At 70.4% G+C, this 15,925-nt stretch carries 15 protein-coding genes; 8 read left to right on the forward strand and 7 right to left on the reverse strand.

The window, feature by feature from the left end:
- The first annotated feature begins 124 nt into the window (after positions 1-124).
- The gene (locus tag ACLBX8_RS04665; protein ID WP_447714667.1) at positions 125-1,621 is read left to right on the forward strand and encodes a helicase HerA domain-containing protein; all 1,497 of its coding nucleotides are present in this window, start codon (positions 125-127) and stop codon (positions 1,619-1,621) included.
- A gap of 87 nt (positions 1,622-1,708) precedes the next feature.
- Here the strand turns inward: ACLBX8_RS04665 and ACLBX8_RS04670 are convergent, their stop codons facing one another.
- Entirely contained in the window at positions 1,709-2,137 is a 429-nt protein-coding gene (locus tag ACLBX8_RS04670) for a flagellar assembly protein FliX (protein WP_020092926.1), read from the reverse strand.
- Positions 2,138-2,377: 240 nt separating this feature from the next.
- On the opposite strand from ACLBX8_RS04670, the gene ACLBX8_RS04675 reads away from it, so the two are divergent.
- Genes ACLBX8_RS04675 through ACLBX8_RS04685 form a run of 3 tightly spaced genes read left to right on the forward strand, consistent with a single transcriptional unit; the run spans position 2,378 to position 4,359 of the window.
- The gene (locus ACLBX8_RS04675; protein ID WP_331299751.1) at positions 2,378-3,514 is read left to right on the forward strand and encodes a flagellar basal body P-ring protein FlgI; all 1,137 of its coding nucleotides are present in this window, start codon (positions 2,378-2,380) and stop codon (positions 3,512-3,514) included.
- Between the two features lie 25 nt (positions 3,515-3,539).
- On the forward strand, positions 3,540-3,899 hold the full coding sequence (locus ACLBX8_RS04680) for a rod-binding protein (RefSeq protein WP_020092928.1): 360 nt from the start codon (positions 3,540-3,542) through the stop codon (positions 3,897-3,899).
- Positions 3,886-4,359 (forward strand): hypothetical protein, encoded by a 474-nt coding sequence (locus tag ACLBX8_RS04685; protein WP_447698478.1) that lies wholly within the window; start codon positions 3,886-3,888, stop codon positions 4,357-4,359. Before ACLBX8_RS04680 ends, ACLBX8_RS04685 begins: the two co-directional genes overlap by 14 nt.
- On the opposite strand, the gene ACLBX8_RS04690 is transcribed toward ACLBX8_RS04685, so the two are convergent.
- From ACLBX8_RS04690 to ACLBX8_RS04710, 5 genes are all read right to left on the reverse strand, one after another.
- Positions 4,356-4,691: a hypothetical protein gene (locus ACLBX8_RS04690; RefSeq protein WP_447698477.1), complete on the reverse strand. Its 336-nt coding sequence runs from the start codon at positions 4,689-4,691 to the stop codon at positions 4,356-4,358. The genes ACLBX8_RS04685 and ACLBX8_RS04690 overlap by 4 nt on opposite strands.
- 1 nt (position 4,692) lies before the next feature.
- Positions 4,693-4,953 carry a hypothetical protein gene (locus ACLBX8_RS04695; RefSeq protein WP_056531919.1) on the reverse strand — a complete coding sequence of 87 codons (261 nt, stop codon included), beginning with the start codon at positions 4,951-4,953 and terminating at the stop codon, positions 4,693-4,695.
- 147 nt (positions 4,954-5,100) lie between these two features.
- Positions 5,101-6,708, reverse strand: coding sequence for a flagellin (locus tag ACLBX8_RS04700; protein ID WP_447714668.1), 1,608 nt, complete (start codon positions 6,706-6,708; stop codon positions 5,101-5,103).
- A 2-nt stretch (positions 6,709-6,710) separates the two neighbouring features.
- Positions 6,711-8,594, reverse strand: a complete 1,884-nt coding sequence (gene flgK / locus ACLBX8_RS04705) for a flagellar hook-associated protein FlgK (RefSeq protein WP_447698475.1) — start codon at positions 8,592-8,594, stop codon at positions 6,711-6,713.
- A 34-nt stretch (positions 8,595-8,628) separates the two neighbouring features.
- Positions 8,629-10,014 (reverse strand): flagellar hook protein FlgE, encoded by a 1,386-nt coding sequence (locus ACLBX8_RS04710; RefSeq protein WP_020092934.1) that lies wholly within the window; start codon positions 10,012-10,014, stop codon positions 8,629-8,631.
- A gap of 310 nt (positions 10,015-10,324) precedes the next feature.
- On the opposite strand from ACLBX8_RS04710, the gene ACLBX8_RS04715 reads away from it, so the two are divergent.
- Complete coding sequence (locus tag ACLBX8_RS04715) at positions 10,325-10,792, forward strand: BLUF domain-containing protein (RefSeq protein WP_020092935.1); 468 nt, start codon at positions 10,325-10,327, stop codon at positions 10,790-10,792.
- A 7-nt stretch (positions 10,793-10,799) separates the two neighbouring features.
- Positions 10,800-11,258: a response regulator gene (locus ACLBX8_RS04720; protein ID WP_020092936.1), complete on the forward strand. Its 459-nt coding sequence runs from the start codon at positions 10,800-10,802 to the stop codon at positions 11,256-11,258.
- A gap of 51 nt (positions 11,259-11,309) precedes the next feature.
- Here the strand turns inward: ACLBX8_RS04720 and ACLBX8_RS04725 are convergent, their stop codons facing one another.
- On the reverse strand, positions 11,310-12,923 hold the full coding sequence (locus tag ACLBX8_RS04725) for a peptide chain release factor 3 (protein ID WP_020092937.1): 1,614 nt from the start codon (positions 12,921-12,923) through the stop codon (positions 11,310-11,312).
- 185 nt (positions 12,924-13,108) lie between these two features.
- On the opposite strand from ACLBX8_RS04725, the gene ACLBX8_RS04730 reads away from it, so the two are divergent.
- Positions 13,109-14,638, forward strand: a complete 1,530-nt coding sequence (locus ACLBX8_RS04730) for a DUF1800 domain-containing protein (RefSeq protein WP_447698474.1) — start codon at positions 13,109-13,111, stop codon at positions 14,636-14,638.
- Positions 14,635-15,822 carry a DUF1501 domain-containing protein gene (locus tag ACLBX8_RS04735; RefSeq protein ID WP_447698473.1) on the forward strand — a complete coding sequence of 396 codons (1,188 nt, stop codon included), beginning with the start codon at positions 14,635-14,637 and terminating at the stop codon, positions 15,820-15,822. The genes ACLBX8_RS04730 and ACLBX8_RS04735 overlap by 4 nt, the downstream gene beginning before the upstream one ends.
- Positions 15,823-15,925: the final 103 nt, after the last annotated feature.

Consider the following 15,925-nt stretch of genomic DNA (forward strand, 5'->3'; position numbering starts at 1 on the left):
ACCGGCGGCGGAGCCACGCCTCGGACCGACGCCCGCATGCGGCACACACGCGGCCCACATGCGGGAAGCGTGGACAGCGCCGCGGCGGCACACCCGGACCCGCCAAGCCGTGCTATGAGGCCCCATGCGTTCCGACATCGATCTCGGCCTGACCGGCGAGCGCCCCGCGCTCCTCGACCTGACCGAACTGCTCGCCACGCGGCTCCTGGTCCAGGGCAATTCCGGATCCGGCAAATCGCACCTGCTGCGGCGGCTGCTCGAGCAGAGCGCCGGCCTCGTGCAGCAGGCGATCATCGATCCGGAGGGCGACTTCGCCAGCCTCGCCGACCGCTACGGCCACGTCGTGGTGGAGGCCGACGGCGACGACGTCGCCCTGCAGCGGATCGCCGCCCGGGTGCGGACCCACCGGGTCTCGGTGGTGCTGTCGCTCGAGAATCTCGACGCCGACGGCCAGATGCGGGCCGCCGCCGCCTTCCTGGGCGGCCTGTTCGACGCCGACCGCGACCATTGGTACCCGATGCTGGTGGCCGTGGACGAGGCGCAGCTCTTCGCGCCCGCGGCCGCCGGCGAGGCCTCGGACGAGGCCAGGCGCCTGTCGCTCGGCGCGATGACCAACCTCATGTGCCGCGGCCGCAAGCGCGGGCTCGCCGGCATCATCGCCACGCAGCGCCTCGCCAAGCTCGCCAAGAACGTCGCGGCCGAGGCCTCGAACTTCCTGATGGGCCGGACCTTCCTCGACATCGACATGGCACGCGCCGCCGACCTCCTCGGGCTGGAGCGCCGGCAGGCCGAGACGTTCCGCGACCTGCCGCGCGGGCATTTCGTGGCCCTGGGGCCGGCCCTGTCCCGGCGCCCGCTCACCATCGCGGTCGGGCCGACCCAGACCGTGAGCCGGAGTTCCTCGCCGGTCCTCGTGCCCCTGCCCGACGCCCTGGAGGATGCCCGCGCGCTGATCCTCACAGCGAGCCCCGCCGAGATCGTCGCGCCGCTGGCGCCGCGGCCGAAGCCGCGCCCCGCGCCGGCGCCAGACGTGCTCGTCCAGCTCGCCAATTACCGTCCGCCGGCTCCGGCGGAGGAGGTGGAGGAGGAACCCATGGACCCGGAGGCCCGCGAGGCGGCGCTCGCCGAGGTGCTGGCCTCCGTGCTGGCGGATGCCGACGCCGCCGCCTGCACTCCCGCCACGCTCTACCAGGACTTCACGGTCCGCTGCCGGATCCGGCGCCTGCGCGGCGACACGATGGGTCTGCCCGAGTTCAAGCGGCGCCTCGCGGTCGCGCGGGCCGAGGCCGGCGGCGCGGTCGCTAACAATTCCGGCTGGGAGCAGGCCCAGGCGATCGCGGCCGGCCTGCCGGACGACCTCGCCGGCCTGTTCCTCGTGGTCGCGCGGGCTGCCATCGAGGGCGCCCCCTGCCCCACCGACACCGTGCTGGCCGAGGCCTACGGCACCAGCTCGGGCGGCCGGGCGCGGCGGATGCTGGCCTATCTCGAGGAGCGCGGCGCCATCGTCACCCGCAAGGACCTGCGCGGCGCACCGATCATCGCGGTGCCGGATCTCGGCGTCGAGACCGGACCGGGCGAGCCGCAGATGCTGCCGACGGGTCCGAAGCGGCGGGCGGTTTAGCGGGCGGTTTAGCGGGCGGGGTAGCGGGATCGGGCGCTCGCCCGGCGCGGTACCGGGATGCGCCCGGGGTCAGGTGCGGAAGCCCGGTCAGACGCGCCGGGCCATCTCCAGCTTGGCGAGTTCCACCGCGGCGCGCAGTTCGATCTCGGCCATCAGGCCGTCGAGCCGGGGATCCCCCGAGAGGCCGGCACGCTCGTTCAGGCGGCCGGCGATGGCGCGCAGATCCTGCGGCGCGACGCGGCCGCCGAGGAGTGCCGCCTTCAGCCGGTCGAGGCCGTCGAGGAGGTCCTGGCCGCGCTGGGCGGAGCGCCGGCGCCGCTCCTGGGGCGTGTCGGCCTCGGCCTGGAGAAGCAGGACCGCGTCGAGCCCGGCGAGCGTCGCGGCGGCGGCCGGCGCGCCGGCAGACGTCGTCGACGACGGGGCCGCGCCGAGGCTGAAGGCCGCGCCGCCCTCGGGCTTCCGGGCGGACGCGACACCGCCGGCGCTCTGGATCGGCTGGCGAGTCTCGACACGCATGATCCGGTTCGCGTTGCTCCAAGCGCCCCCGCGCAGAACCGGAAATTCGGCCGCCAGGGTTAAGCGCGGGTAAACAAGCCGGCAGAAGCTGCCGGGTCGGCAGGTTCGGTGCCGGCACCGCGAGGCGCGGGGCCAGACCTGGCCCGGAAAAACTTTGTTTTCTTCAACGGCTTGCACAGGTCGGGCGGCTGGCACGACCCTGGCAGGATGGGGGCAGGTCCGTCACGGTCGAAACACGGCATGCGCCCGCGTCACGCGTTCAGTCCTCTCCGGTCTCTCTCGGTCGCCCTCGCGGGCGCCCTGCTTCTCGCCGCGCTGTCCGCGCCGGCGCTCGCCCTGTCGCGCGTCAAGGATCTCGCCTCCATCGAGGGCGTTCGCCAGAACCAGCTTGTCGGCTACGGCATCGTGGTCGGCCTCAACGGAACCGGCGACACGCTGAACAACATCCCGTTCACCAAGCAGTCGCTCCAGGCCATGCTGGAGCGCCTCGGCGTCAACACCCGCGGCGCCACGATGCGCACGCAGAACCTCGCCGCCGTGATGGTGACCGCGAGCCTGCCGCCCTTCGCCGCGCAGGGCACCCGGATCGACGTGACGGTCTCGTCGCTGGGCGACGCCAAGTCCCTCCAGGGCGGCACCCTGCTGGTGACGCCGCTGCTCGGCGCCGACGGCGAGGTCTACGCCCTGGCGCAGGGCTCGGTGGCGATCGCCGGCTTCGCCGCCGAGGGCGATGCCGCGAAGATCACCCGGGGCGTGCCGACCAACGGCCGGATTTCCAACGGCGCCAATATCGAGCGCGAGATCGCCTTCAAGCTAAACGACGCCCGCTCGCTGCGTCTGTCGCTGCGCAACCCGGATTTCACCACCTCGAAGCGGATCGCCGCGGCGATCAACGACTTCATGGGCGCCGACACCGCCGAGCCCACCGACCCGGCCACCGTCACGATCCAGATCCCGTCCCGCTACAACGGCAACATGATCCGCCTCATCACCGAGGTGGAGCAGCTGAAGGTGGAGCCCGACCAGACCGCCCGGGTCGTGGTCGACGAGCGCTCCGGCATCATCGTCATGGGCCGGGACGTGCGCGTGTCGACGGTGGCCATCGCCCAGGGCAACCTCACCGTCACCATCACCGAGCAGCCGCAGGTCAGCCAGCCGGCGCCGTTCTCCGACGGACGCACCGTCGTGGTGCCGCGCACAGGGGTGAAGGTCGATACCGGGGACGGAAACAAGCTCGCCCTGGTGAAGGAGGGTGTCAGCCTGCGCGAGCTGGTCGACGGTCTCAACGCCCTGGGCGTCGGCCCGCGGGATCTCATCTCGATCCTCCAGGCGATCAAGGCCGCGGGCGCGCTCCAGGCCGATATCGAGCTGATGTGACCGAACGGACGCGAAGGGACGATCCATGCTGCAACTCGCCAGTCTCGCGGCCAGCGCCGCCGCCAGCGTCGGAACCTCGGTGGCCGGGAGCGCCGTCGACGGGATCATCAAGACCGCCAACAAGGCCAAGGCGTTGAAGACGGCGACCGAGTTCGAATCGATGTTCCTGGAGAACAGCCTCGACCGGCTGACCCAGTCGGAGGGCACCGACGGGCCGCTCGGCGAGAACGGGACCGGCGGCGGTGTCTACCGCTCGATGCTGACCAAGGAATACGCGAAGCAGATCGTGAAGAGCGGCGGAGTCGGCATCGCCGATTCGGTTTTCCGTGAGATCATGAAGATGCAGGGCGCGGCCAGCGAGGGAGCGATCCATGCAAAGGGCTGAACCGCTGCGCGTCGGGGACCGGATCACCGCCGAGGCCCTGGTGGCTGGCGTGCTCGGCAACATGGCCGCGCTGGAAGCCGTGCTCGCCGAAGAGGCGGCCTACGTTCGGGAAGGGCGACTGCAGGAGGGCGTCGCCGCGGGCGAGCCGAAGGCCGCGCTGGCCGCCGCCTACATGCAGGGTCTCGAGGTCGCGAAGGCGAACGCCGTCGCGCTGAAGCGCTTCCATCCCGACGGGGTCGAGGCCCTGCGCACCGCCCACCGGCGGTTCACCGCGGCCGTGGAGGCGAACCAGACGGTGCTCGCCAGCGCCAAGACCGTCTCGGAAGGGCTGATCAAGACCCTGGCGGAGGAGATCGGCCGGGCACAGCTCCCCTCCGGCTACGGGCGGCAGACGCCAGCGCCGTCCCCGTACGGCCGCGGCGTGCGCAGCGGGCCGCTGGTCCTCTCGCGCAACCTCTAGGGCCCGCCCGGACGGCGGCCGGCGCCGATCCGGACGTAGGTCCGCACCTCGCCGAGATCGGTGTCGACGCGGTTGTCGACCGCGATGCGGCCGGCGACAACTGGCGCTGCCGCGACGCCGCTCCCCGCGGCCAGATCCGCCCCCGCGACGACGCGGCCCGAGACGCGGAGGCAGCTGCCGCTCCCCGGCAGCCGCACGAAGCCCTGGCCCTTGGACGGGCACGGCGCCGGCCCCGGGATCACGGGCAGATCCCGCAGGTCGAGGGCCTCGGCCGGGCCCGCGCCGGCCACGATCGCCGCGAGGGCAGCGCAGACCGGGATCCGGCCGCGCATCTCAGGCGGCCTGGCGGGCGAGATCCCGGTGGAGCAGGTCGATGTAGTGCTCGACCTCGCCGACGAACCCGTCGAGGTCGGGCTCGTGGATGCGCAGGCGGGCGAGGTCGCGCAGCAGGATGTCGAGGGCGATGGCGCGCTCTTCGGGATGCGCGTAGCCCGCGAGGTAGGTGTCGACGGCCTGCTCGACCAGGACGATCGCGCCGCTACGCGGGACGGCTCCCAGGCGAAGGACGAGTTCGATGGGTCCGGACAGCGCCATGCCGACCTCTCCTCAATCGAATGACGGCGCGTGGGCGCGACCGCACGCTGCGCTTCATTCCCGGAAAGCGGCAAGACTATGGTGAACCCGACACGTCGCGAGATTTTTCGAGCGTCAGGCGCGCGTTGACCGGTCCCGGCGATCAGCTCAGCTGATGTAGTTCACGAGGGAGAGCTTCGAGAGCGTCGCGGTCACCTGATAGCTGGCCTGGAGCCGGTTCTGCACGTCGAGCAGCTTGGTGATGACCTCCTCGGGGGAGATCTGCTCGATCCCGTCCAGGGTATTCTGGACGGTGTTCTGGAGCGCCTTGTTGGTCGTGCCGGCATTCGAGAGCCGCGTCGACGCGACGGTGAGCTGCGTGACCGTGTCCTGGACGCTCGGGGTCTGGTTGGCGGACGAGAGCAGGCTGCCGGCCTTCGTCGCCACCGTCTGGTAGGTGTTGTAGGTGTTGGCGTCGTTCGTGGTGGGCAGGCCGAAGGCCATGGTCGCCAGGCCGGCGAGCACGTTCTGGACCGCGGGATCGTTGGCGCGGGCGCCCGTCCCGACGCTCCCGGTCGCGCTCACCTGGACCGACTGCGTGTCGATCGCCGAGGTCGGCTGTGGGACTGCCGGCGGCGCGGGCTGCGTGTAGGTGTTCTCGCCCTGGTACCACAGCACCGTGTCCTGAGGCGTGGCCGCCCTGTAGCCGACCGGGGTGGTGCCATCGTACAGGATGCGCTGCGGCATCACGCCCGACCCCGACGAGCCGCCTTCCGCCGCGCCGGAGAAGAAGTTCGACGCGGTCGCCGCGGTGGCGTTCACCGCCAGCGTGCTGTTGGCCGCGCCGGTGAGCGCGTTGCTCAGCGTCGCCGACAAGTTGGCCATCGTCTGGGCGGGCGTCGAGCCGATGGCGAAGTTGGTGATCGATTTCGGGTCCGCGCTCGTCGCGGCCGTGAGCGTGATCGTCGTGGAGGTGCCGTCGGCCATCTTCAGCGCGAACGACACGGTGTCGCCGGCGCTCGGCTGCGTCGTCATGCTGAGGCTGAAGCTGCCCGGGCTCGTGGCCGTGCCCGCCGTGTAGGTCGCGCCGATCGCCGAGCCGGTCGTGGTCGGCGCGCCCGCCAGGGTGAAGCCGAACTGTCCTCGGGTCAGGTTGTTCGACTCTTCGGTGACCTGCACGCTCGTGGCCGGGCTGGCCAGAGTCTGCGTCAGGCGGCCGTTGCCCCCCGCGCCGAGCTCGGCGGTGACCCGCTGCGAGATCAGGGTCGAGAGGCCGTCGAGCGTGTTGCCGCTCGCGTCGGTCGTGCCGTCGAGGATCTTGCTCGAATCGACCACCGGCTGGGTCGTGGTGTCGGTGCCGCCGAACAGGTAGTTGCCCGCCGCCGATTCGTTGAGCGTGTCGAGCGCCGTCTGCAGGTTGGCCAGCGCCGTCGACCGGCCGGAGACCGAGTTCGCCGCCACGCTCTGCAGGCCGTTCTGGAGCATCGTCCCGGTGGAGGTGCCGAGGGTCGCAACCTGCGTCAGGCTCGTGACCGCGAGGTCGGTCCGGGTCTGCGCGGCGGTGATGCCGGCGGCGTAGCCGGAGAGCGCGCTCAGGGTGGCCTGCGCGGACAGAGCCGTCGACCGCCCGGAGCCGAGGCCGCCATAGGTCTGCGAGACCTGACCGCTCGAGAGCTGGTTGGTCAGGTCGTTGAGCTGGCTCTTCAGCGCCTGGAGCTGCGAGGCGTTGCGGTTGGTGATGTAGGAGCCGGCCGCGAAGGGCGTGATCGTCGTCATGATCAGATCTGCAGCAGCTGGTTGAGCATGTCGCGGGCCGCGGTGAGCACCCGGGCGTTGGCGCCGTACGCGGTCTGCAGGGCGATCAGGTTCGACATCTCCTGGTCGATGTTGACGCCCGCACCGGCGGAGAACCGGCTCTGCGCGGTGGAGAGCGCCGTCTGCTGGGTGGCGTCGAGGGCGGCGGCGTTCGACGCGTTGGCCCCCTGCGTGGACACGATGTCCTGCGCGAAACCGATGACGGTGGCGCTGTAGGGGGCCGAGACGCCGCCGATGCCGCTCGACGACGAGAAGGTCTGCTGGTTCGCGGTGAGCGCCGTGAACAGCTTCTGGGCGCGCGCGCCGGACGCGCTCGGATCCGTGGCGCTCGCCGCCGTCAGCGCGGCGGTGTTGCCCGCCAGCGCGCCGTTGACCGTGATGCGCTGGGCGAAACCGGTGAGCTGCGAGCCGCCGTCGAACGTGCCGGTGTAGAGCTTGTTGCCCGTACCGTCGACGAACATCGCGATCGACGGGTTGCCGGTGTTCAGGTCCGACGCCGAGACGGCCGTGACGCTGGCGCTGGCCGCGCCGGCGACCTTGCCGGCCGCCCCCAGCGTCAGCGTCGCGCTGGTGGCGGTCGAGGAGACCGGACTCGCCGACAGTGTCGGCAGCTTGTAGGTGCTGCCGGAGGCGTTGAACGTAGCGAAAGCGGACTGGATCGCAGCCGCGTATGTGCCGGGCCCGCCGCTGGCGTTGAAGGTCAGCGTGAGGCCGCTGGCATCCGTGGTCTGCGCGGCGGGCACGACCGCGCCGCTGGAGGTCGCGGACGCCACCAGCGTCACGTTGCGCACGGCCCCGGTGTTGTCGGTGACCGGGAAGGTGATCGTGTTCCCGGGCTGCATCGTCGAGACGCTGATCTGCGTGTCGGTCCCGCTGTACGTCCCGGTGGTCGCGGTATTCGTGAGCGCCTTCGAGAGGCCGGCCGCGAGATCGTCGAGCTGCCGCTGCGCCTGCGGCAGGGTCTGGTCGCGCATCTCGATCTCGGCGGCTAGGCTGCCAGACCGCAGCACGCCGGGGGCGCCGAGGTCGATCTTACCGCCGCCCGGCAGCGTCGCCGTGATGGTTCCGACCGTCCGCTGGGCGGGGTCGGTCGAGTAGCTCGCGGTGGGGCTGAGCACGCCGCGTCCGTCGAAGGTCAGGGTCGCGGCGTTCCCGCGGTCGACCAGCGTCACCCCCGACTGGGTCATGACCGAGACCGTCCCGTCGCGCTGCTGGACCGTCTGCACGTCCATGTAGCTCGACAGGCTGTTGATCGCCTGGTCGCGCTGGTCCTGAAGATCGGTCAGCGAGGTGCTGTCGGTGGTGTTCTGGATCTTGCCGTTGAGCGTCGCGATGTTGGACAGGATCGTGCTCGCCGCGCTCGTGTCGGTGCCGAGCTGCGACTCGAGGCCGGTGCGCAGGTTCTGCACCGTTCCGGCGGCGCTGTTGATGAGGCTCGCGACGGCCGCGGCATTGCCCAGCACCGTCGTGCGGGCGGCCGCCGAGGTCGGGTTCGCGGCGAGTTCCTGGAGCGATTGGGTGAAGGTGTTCAGCGTCCCGTCGAGGGAGGTGGCGCTGCCGGGCACGCCGTAGAGGGCGTCGAGCTGGGCGGCGATGCCGGACTTGGTGCCCGTGTAGGCGGCCCCCGAGGTCTCCAGCCGGAGCTGGTTCAGCGCCGCGGCGTCGAAGCTGCGGGTGATCGTGCCGGCGGCCACGCCGGAATTGTTCGTCCCGGTGGCGACCGTCGAGAGCGTGCGCTTGACGTAGCCCGCCGTCCCGGCATTGGCGACGTTCTGCGAGACGATGTTGATCGCCGCCTGGGTGGCGGCGAGGCCTGCGCTCGAGGTGGAGATCGCATTCAGCGACATGTCACGGCCTCCGCGGCTCGAATCGCACCCTCACTCAGCGGATCACGTTGAGCAGATCAGACATCATCGTCTGGGCCGTCGACATGACGCGCGTGTTCGCAGAGTAAGCCTGCTGGGTTACGATCATCTTAGAGAATTCGGTCGCAATGTCGGTGTTCGATTGCTCGTTGCTCGCGCCCGAGATCGTGCTGCCGTTGAGGCCCGCGAGCGGAGGCCCCGAATCGACCGTCTGGAGATAGTTCCCGTTCGTATCGGCCTTCAAGCCGTCGGCATTCGCGAACTGGACGACGCCGACCGAGGCGAGAGCCACGACCGAACCGTTGGAGAAGGTGCCGTTGACCTTGCCGTCCGGACCGACGGCCACGCTCGTGAGCGTCCCGGAGCTGTTGCCGTTCTGCGTCAGCGCGTTGGTCGTCGCCGCACCGGTCGTGTCGGCATACTGCGTCAGGCCTGAGGCGCTGAGGTTCATGTTGAGGCTGGGGAACGTGTAGTCACCCATGGTGATCGGCCCCAGCGGGATCGGGTTCGTCGAGGGCGAGGTGAGCTTCCCGGTGGAGTCGAAGGTGAAGGCCGTGCCCACGTTGTTCCAGTCGGACGTGGTGAGGGCGCTCGGGTTGGTGGAGTAGTACAGGTTCCACACGGCCGGCTGAGCCGGCGTGGTCGTCGCGTCCTGGACCTTGGCCCAGCGGGTCGTCAGCGTGAGCGGCGCGCCGGTCGACGTGTAGACCGGCAGCGACGGGCCGGCGATGCTGTTGCTCATGAAGGTCGAGACGGCACCGGTCTGGGTCGAATCGACCTTGACGCCGGTCTGCCCCGATCCGGAGGTCACGACCGCTGCGGTATTCTGATTGTAGAGATCGGATCCCGACGTCGCCGAGGCCGACGTGCTCGGCGTCGAGGGCAGGTTGGCGGCGTAGGTGATCGTCGTGGTGGCCTGCGCCGGCAGCGCCGAGTTGCCGATCTTGATCGGACCGATGCTGGTCGTCTGACCGGTGATCGGATCGAGGTTGGATCCGGTCAGGTATCCGCCGGCGCCGTTGACCAGATAGCCGTCCTTGTCCTGGGCGAAATCGCCCCGGCGCGTGTACAGGCTCGTGCCGCCGAAGGATGTGGCGCCGTTCGCGTCGCCGGTCTTCTGCACGACGGTGAAGAAGCCCTGGCCGTTGATGGCCATGTTGGTGGGCACGCTCGACGACACCACGTTGCCGGCCAGGGTGTTGGTGAGCTGCGACTGGGGCAGCACCGAACCCGCGACCTCGCGGCCCGGCGTCTTCTCGGACATCAGGTCGACGAAGCTGGTGTCGATGCGCTTGTAGCCGGTCGTCTGCGAGTTCGCGATGTTCCCGGAGATGTTGCTGATGGCGTAGGACTGCGCCTGGAGTCCGGAGACCGAGGTCTGCAGGGCGGTGAAAAGATCCATGGCGAACGACCCCGATGCGCGCCGCACTGGCCCGCAGGCCGGACCGGCCGCAACCGGCGTGCCAGGGCTAAGTGCTTGAGAATCCTGGACCGGATTGTCGACGACCCGGCAGGGTTGACCGGTCATGGCCGCGCGCCCGGCAGATCCTGCCGGGTCGGTTCCGCAGGGGCGGAGATCCGGACCGGAAGTCCCGTCCGCCGCGTTTACGCGGTGTTATTCGACACGCGCGAAGATGCCGCCGGGCCGGGGCCACGCGCGGTGCGTCCTGTCCGGAAGCGCTGAACGGGTACGGATTGCGGATCTCGGGATCATGCGGGCGAAACGGACAAGCCTCGTCCACATCATCTACTTCTCGCGTCTCAACCTGTCGTCGGACGCGGCGAAGAGGTCCGAGCAGATCAGCGATATCGGCCGCATCGCTCAGAAGAAGAACGAGTTCGCGGTGATCACGAGCTTTCTGGTCATCGAGGGCAACTTCGCCTGCCAGGTCATCGAGGGCGAGCGCACATCCGTGCACGAGACCTTCGACCGGGTGAGTGCCGACAGCCGCCACCGCGAGGTCCAGATCAGCGAGTGGCGGGAGATCACCAAGCGCGAGTTCGTCCACTCGTTCAAGAGCGCGCAGCGCACGGCCGGGAACGACACCCTGTTCGCCAAGGCCAACCTGCTCCCGATGCTCCAGCGCGGAACGCCGAAGGCGTCCGCGATACACGGGCTGTGCCTGTCGCTGCAGTCCGACGCGATGTCCCGTCAGGGCATCGACCACCTCTTCATCTGAGCCGCCGATGTCCGAGAGCGATACGCCCCCGATTCTCATCGTCGACGATCAGGAGAAGCTTCTGCGGCTGATCGTGATGCTGATGACCCGCATCGGCTTCCCGGATGTCGAGGGCGTCACCAACGCGCCCGAGGCGCTGGAGCGGATGCGGCAGCGCCGCTACGCCCTGGTGATCTCCGATCTCGACATGGAGCCCATGGACGGGCTCACCCTGCTGCGTGAGATCCGCGCCGACGACGCGCTGATGAACACGCCCTTCATGCTCACCGAGTCGTCCTTCGACTTCGAGGACATCAACCTCGCCCACCAGGCGGGCGCGGACGCCTTCATCCTCAAGCCGTTCGACATGGCGGTGCTGAAGACCAAGCTGAAGCAGGTCCTCAACCGCAAGCCGCGCAAGCGCGAGGCGCCGATCGCGTCCGAATCGACCCTGAGCGTCGAATTCCCGATGCTCGGCAAGTTCTGACGCCGCGCACCCCTCGCGGGCCCGGCGACGCGGAGGCGCCGCCGAAGCGCGTCACGCCGCCCGCTTCTGGTAATCCTTCACGTCGGTGAAGCGCACGGCCGGGTAGCGCTCCTCCTCGTAGCGGAGCGAGAAGGCCGTGGTCGCCATGAAGACCGGGGCGCCGTCGAGGTCCTTGGCCATGGCCGAGCCGTGCGAGTCGATGAACTTGTCGAGCTCGGCCTCCGAATCGGACGACACCCAGCGGCAGACCGAGAATCGCGAGGTCTCGTAATCCACCGGCAGGCCGTACTCGGCCTGGAGCCGCTCCTTCAGCACGTCGAGCTGCAGCGCGCCGACCACGCCGACGATCGCCTGGCTGCCGTCCTGCGGCACGAACACCTGGACGACGCCCTCCTCGCCCATCTGCTGGAGCGCTTCGCGCAGCTTCTTGGCCTTCATGGCGTCGGTCAGCTTGATCCGGCGCAGGATCTCCGGCGCGAAGCTGGGCACCCCGCGGAACACGATGTCCTCGCCCTCGGTGAGCGTGTCGCCGATCCGCAGCGTGCCGTGGTTCGGGATGCCGACCACGTCGCCCGCGTAGGCCTCGTCGGCGATGGCACGGTCCTGGGCGAAGAAGAATTGCGGCGCCGAGAGCGAGATCGGCTTGCCGGTGCGCACCAGCCGGGCCTTCATGCCCCGGTTGAGCTTGCCCGAGCAGACCCGCATGAAGGCGATCCGGTCCCGGTGGTTCGGGTCCATGTTCGCCTGGATCTTGAACACGAAGCCGGTCATCCGCGGCTCGGTCGGCTCGACGAGGCGCTTGTCAGCGTCCTGGCCCCGCGGCGGCGGCGCCACCTTGGCCAAGCCGTCGATGAGGTCGCGCACGCCGAAATTGCGCAGCGCCGAGCCGAAGAAGACCGGCGTCAGGTGACCCTCGCGGAACGCGTCGAGGTCGAACGGCTTCAGGCCGCCCTCGGCGAGTTCGACCTCCTCGCGCCACGCGTCGGCGGCGCCGTCCTCGGTGAGCAATTCGTCGAACAGCTTGTCGTCCGGGCCGGACACCGCGACCATCCCCGCATCCTCGGCGGCGTCGAGGCGGCGGACACGGTTGCCGCCGAGCTCGTAAGTACCGGAGAAGTTGCGGCCCGTACCGATCGGCCACGTGACCGGGGCGACGTCCAGCGCCAGCGTCTTCTCGATCTCGTCGAGCAGTTCGAACGGGTCGCGCGCCTCGCGGTCGAGCTTGTTGACGAACGTGACGATCGGGATGTCGCGCAGGCGGCAGACCTCGAACAGCTTGCGCGTGCGCGCCTCGATGCCCTTCGCGGCGTCGATCACCATGACGGCCGAATCGACCGCCGTCAGCGTCCGATAGGTGTCCTCGGAGAAGTCCTCGTGGCCGGGCGTGTCGAGGAGGTTGAAGACGCAGTCGCCGTACTCGAAGGTCATCACCGAGGTGACCACCGAGATGCCGCGCTCCTTCTCGATGCCCATCCAGTCGGAGCGGGTCGAGACCCGGTTGCGCTTGGCCTTCACCTCGCCGGCGAGCTGGATCGCGCCCCCGAACAGCAGAAGCTTCTCTGTGAGCGTGGTCTTGCCCGCGTCGGGGTGGGAGATGATCGCGAAGGTGCGCCGCCGCGACACCGGATCGGCCGGCCTCGCCTCGGTCTTGGTCTGCATCAGCATGGAGCGAACGCCCTGGGTCGGCGGAACGTGGTGGTGCGCGGCGCGGCACTCGCGCGGTCTCGGGATCGTGTAGCGGCAAGCCCCGATATTGGCAAAGACGGCGGCAGAATGGGGCCGCCTTTCAGGCACCGTACAGGGGCGCGACACCACGCTTCCCCGGTCGATCCACGCTTCGCGAGGCCCCGATGTCGCGCGCCGCAGCACGCTGTTGTCTGGTCACCGTCCTGCTGCTCGCCGCCGCGGGTCCCGGGCCCCGCGCGGCCGAGGCACAGCAGCGCGCCGCAGCGGCCGACGCCGCCTTCCTCGATGCCCTGACCTGGGGCGCCACGCCCTCGGCCTTCGCGCAGCTCACAGCGGAAGGGCGGGCGCGCTGGCTGCACGATCAGCTTCACCCGCCCGCCGAAATGCGCCTGCCCCCCGAGGCCCAGGCGCAGGTCGACGCGCTGACCCCGGCGGGCAGCCTGTTCGAGCGGGCCCAGGCCCTGGACGCGCAGGCCAAGGCGGCGAAGGACATCGCCGATCCCGAGGCCAAGAAAGTTGCGCAGCAGGCTTTCCAGGCGGCGCTCAACACGGCCGCGCGGAACGCCGCCTCGGTCTGGGTGCTGCGGGCGCTCTACAGCCCCGACCAGCTGCGCGAGCGCCTGACGTGGTTCTGGTTCAACCGGCTCAACGTCCACCAGGGAAAGTCGACGCTGCGCGCCGCCGTGGGCGACTACGTCGAGACGGCGATCCGCCCGCACGTGCTCGGGCGCTTCCGCGACCTGCTGATGGCGAGCCTGCGCCACCCGGCGATGCTGCGCTACCTCGACAACGACGCCAACGCCGCCGGCCGCCCGAACGAGAACTACGCCCGGGAGATCATGGAGTTGCACACGATGGGTGTCGGCTCCGGCTACACGCAGGGTGACGTGGAGGCGCTGGCCCGGATCCTGAGCGGGGTCGGTATCGACCTGAAGCCCGAGAACCCGAAGCTCCGCCCCGAGCGCGCCGCCGACTTCCGCCGGGACGGCCTGTTCGAGTTCAACCCGAACCGGCACGATTACGGCGACAAGGTCTTCCTCGGCACGCGCATCCGGGGGCGCGGCTGGCCCGAGGTCGAGGAGGCGGTCGACCTGATCGCCCGCAACCCCGCCACCGCCACCAGCGTCTCCCGGGCGCTGGCAACCTACTTCCTCGGCCAGCCGCCCGACGACGCCCTCGTCGCCCGGCTCGCCGCCGTCTTCACGCGGACCGACGGCGACATCGCCGCGGTGATGGAGGCGCTGGTGCGCGAGCCAGCCTTCACGGCCGAGCGCGGCGGCGCCTTCAAGGACCCGGTCCGCTACGTCTTATCGGCCCTGCGCATGGCCTACGACGCGCGAGTCATCCGCAACGCCGGCCCGGTGCTCGGCTGGCTGAACCGCCTCGGCGAGGGCCTGTTCAACCGCTCGACGCCGGACGGCTACCCCCTCGACGCGGCCGCCTGGAGCGGGCCCGGGCAGCTCGCGACGCGGTTCGAGATCGCCCGGCAGATCGGGTCCGGCTCGGCCGGCCTGTTCAAGCCGGCGCTGCCCGATCAGCCCGAGGAACCGGCCTTCCCGGTGCTCGCCAACGGGCTCTACTTCGCGGCGTTGTCCGGCACCCTGTCGGCGGCGACGCGGGCGGCCCTCGCACAGGCCGTCTCGCCGCAGGACTGGAACACCCTCTACCTCGCCTCGCCGGAGTTCATGCGATGACCCGTCGCGACCTGATCCGCGCCGCCGCGGCCCTCGGCCTGTCGACGGTGGCCGGCCGCGTCTGGGCCGCCCCGAAGACCGACGCGCGCCTCCTCGTGGTGTTCCTGCGCGGCGCCTACGACGCCGCCAACGTGGTGATCCCGACCGGCAGCGACTTCTACTACCGGTCGCGGCCGAACCTCGCGATCGCCAAGCCCGACGCGTCGGACCCGAGGGCGGCGCTGGCGCTCGACGCCGACTGGAGCCTGCACCCGGCGCTGCGCGAGACGCTCCTGCCGCTCTACGCCAGGGGCCAGGCCGCCTTCGTGCCGTTCGCCGGCACCGACGACCTGACCCGGAGCCATTTCGAGACGCAGGACACGATCGAGATGGGCCAGACTGTCGGGGTCGCCCGCGACTACAATTCCGGCTTCATGGCCCGGCTCGCCGCGGAGCTGACGCGGGTCCGGCCGATCGCCTTCACCGACCAGATGCCGCTGATCTTCCGGGGCGGCGAGACGGTGCCCAACATCGCCATCAACGGCGTCGGCAAGCCCGGCATCGACGACCGGCAGGCCCGCCTGATCGCCGCCATGTACAGCGACACCAAGCTGGCCGCCGCCGTGACCGAGGGGTTCCGGGTGCGCGACGCGGTCTACCACACGATCTCGGACCATGCCGGCCAGGCCGACCGCGGGGCGGTCTCGCCCAAGGGCTTCGAGCTGTCGGCCCGGCGGATCGGCCGCCTGATGCGCGAGAATTTCAACCTCGGCTTCGTGGATGTCGGCGGCTGGGACACGCACGTGAACCAGGGCGCCGGCACCGGCTACCTCGCCGACCGGCTCGGCGAGCTGGGGCGCGGCCTCGCGGGCTTCGCCGAGGAGATCGGGCCGGGCTGGTCCGACACGGTGGTGGTCGTGCTGTCGGAGTTCGGGCGCACCTTCCGGGAGAACGGCAGCCGCGGCACCGATCACGGGCACGGCAGCGTCTACTGGATCCTCGGCGGCGGGGTGCGCGGCGGCCGGATCGCGGGGCCGCAGGTGCGGACCGACGAGGCGCACCTGTTCCAGAACCGGGACTATCCCGTACTCACCGACTATCGCGGGCTGCTGGGCGGCCTGATCCGGCGGCTCTACGGGCTCGACCCGGCGAGCCTGCGGCGGGTCTTCCCGAGCGCGGACCCGGCGGATCTGGCGCTGCTGTAGGGGGCGAGCCGCGGCCTCGCGCGGTTCCATTCTTCCCGAGCCCGGGTTTCCGATCTCTCCGTCATCGCGAGCGCAGCGAAGCAACTTAGGGCGGCACGACATC

This window comes from Methylobacterium sp. D48H, assembly GCF_053345715.1.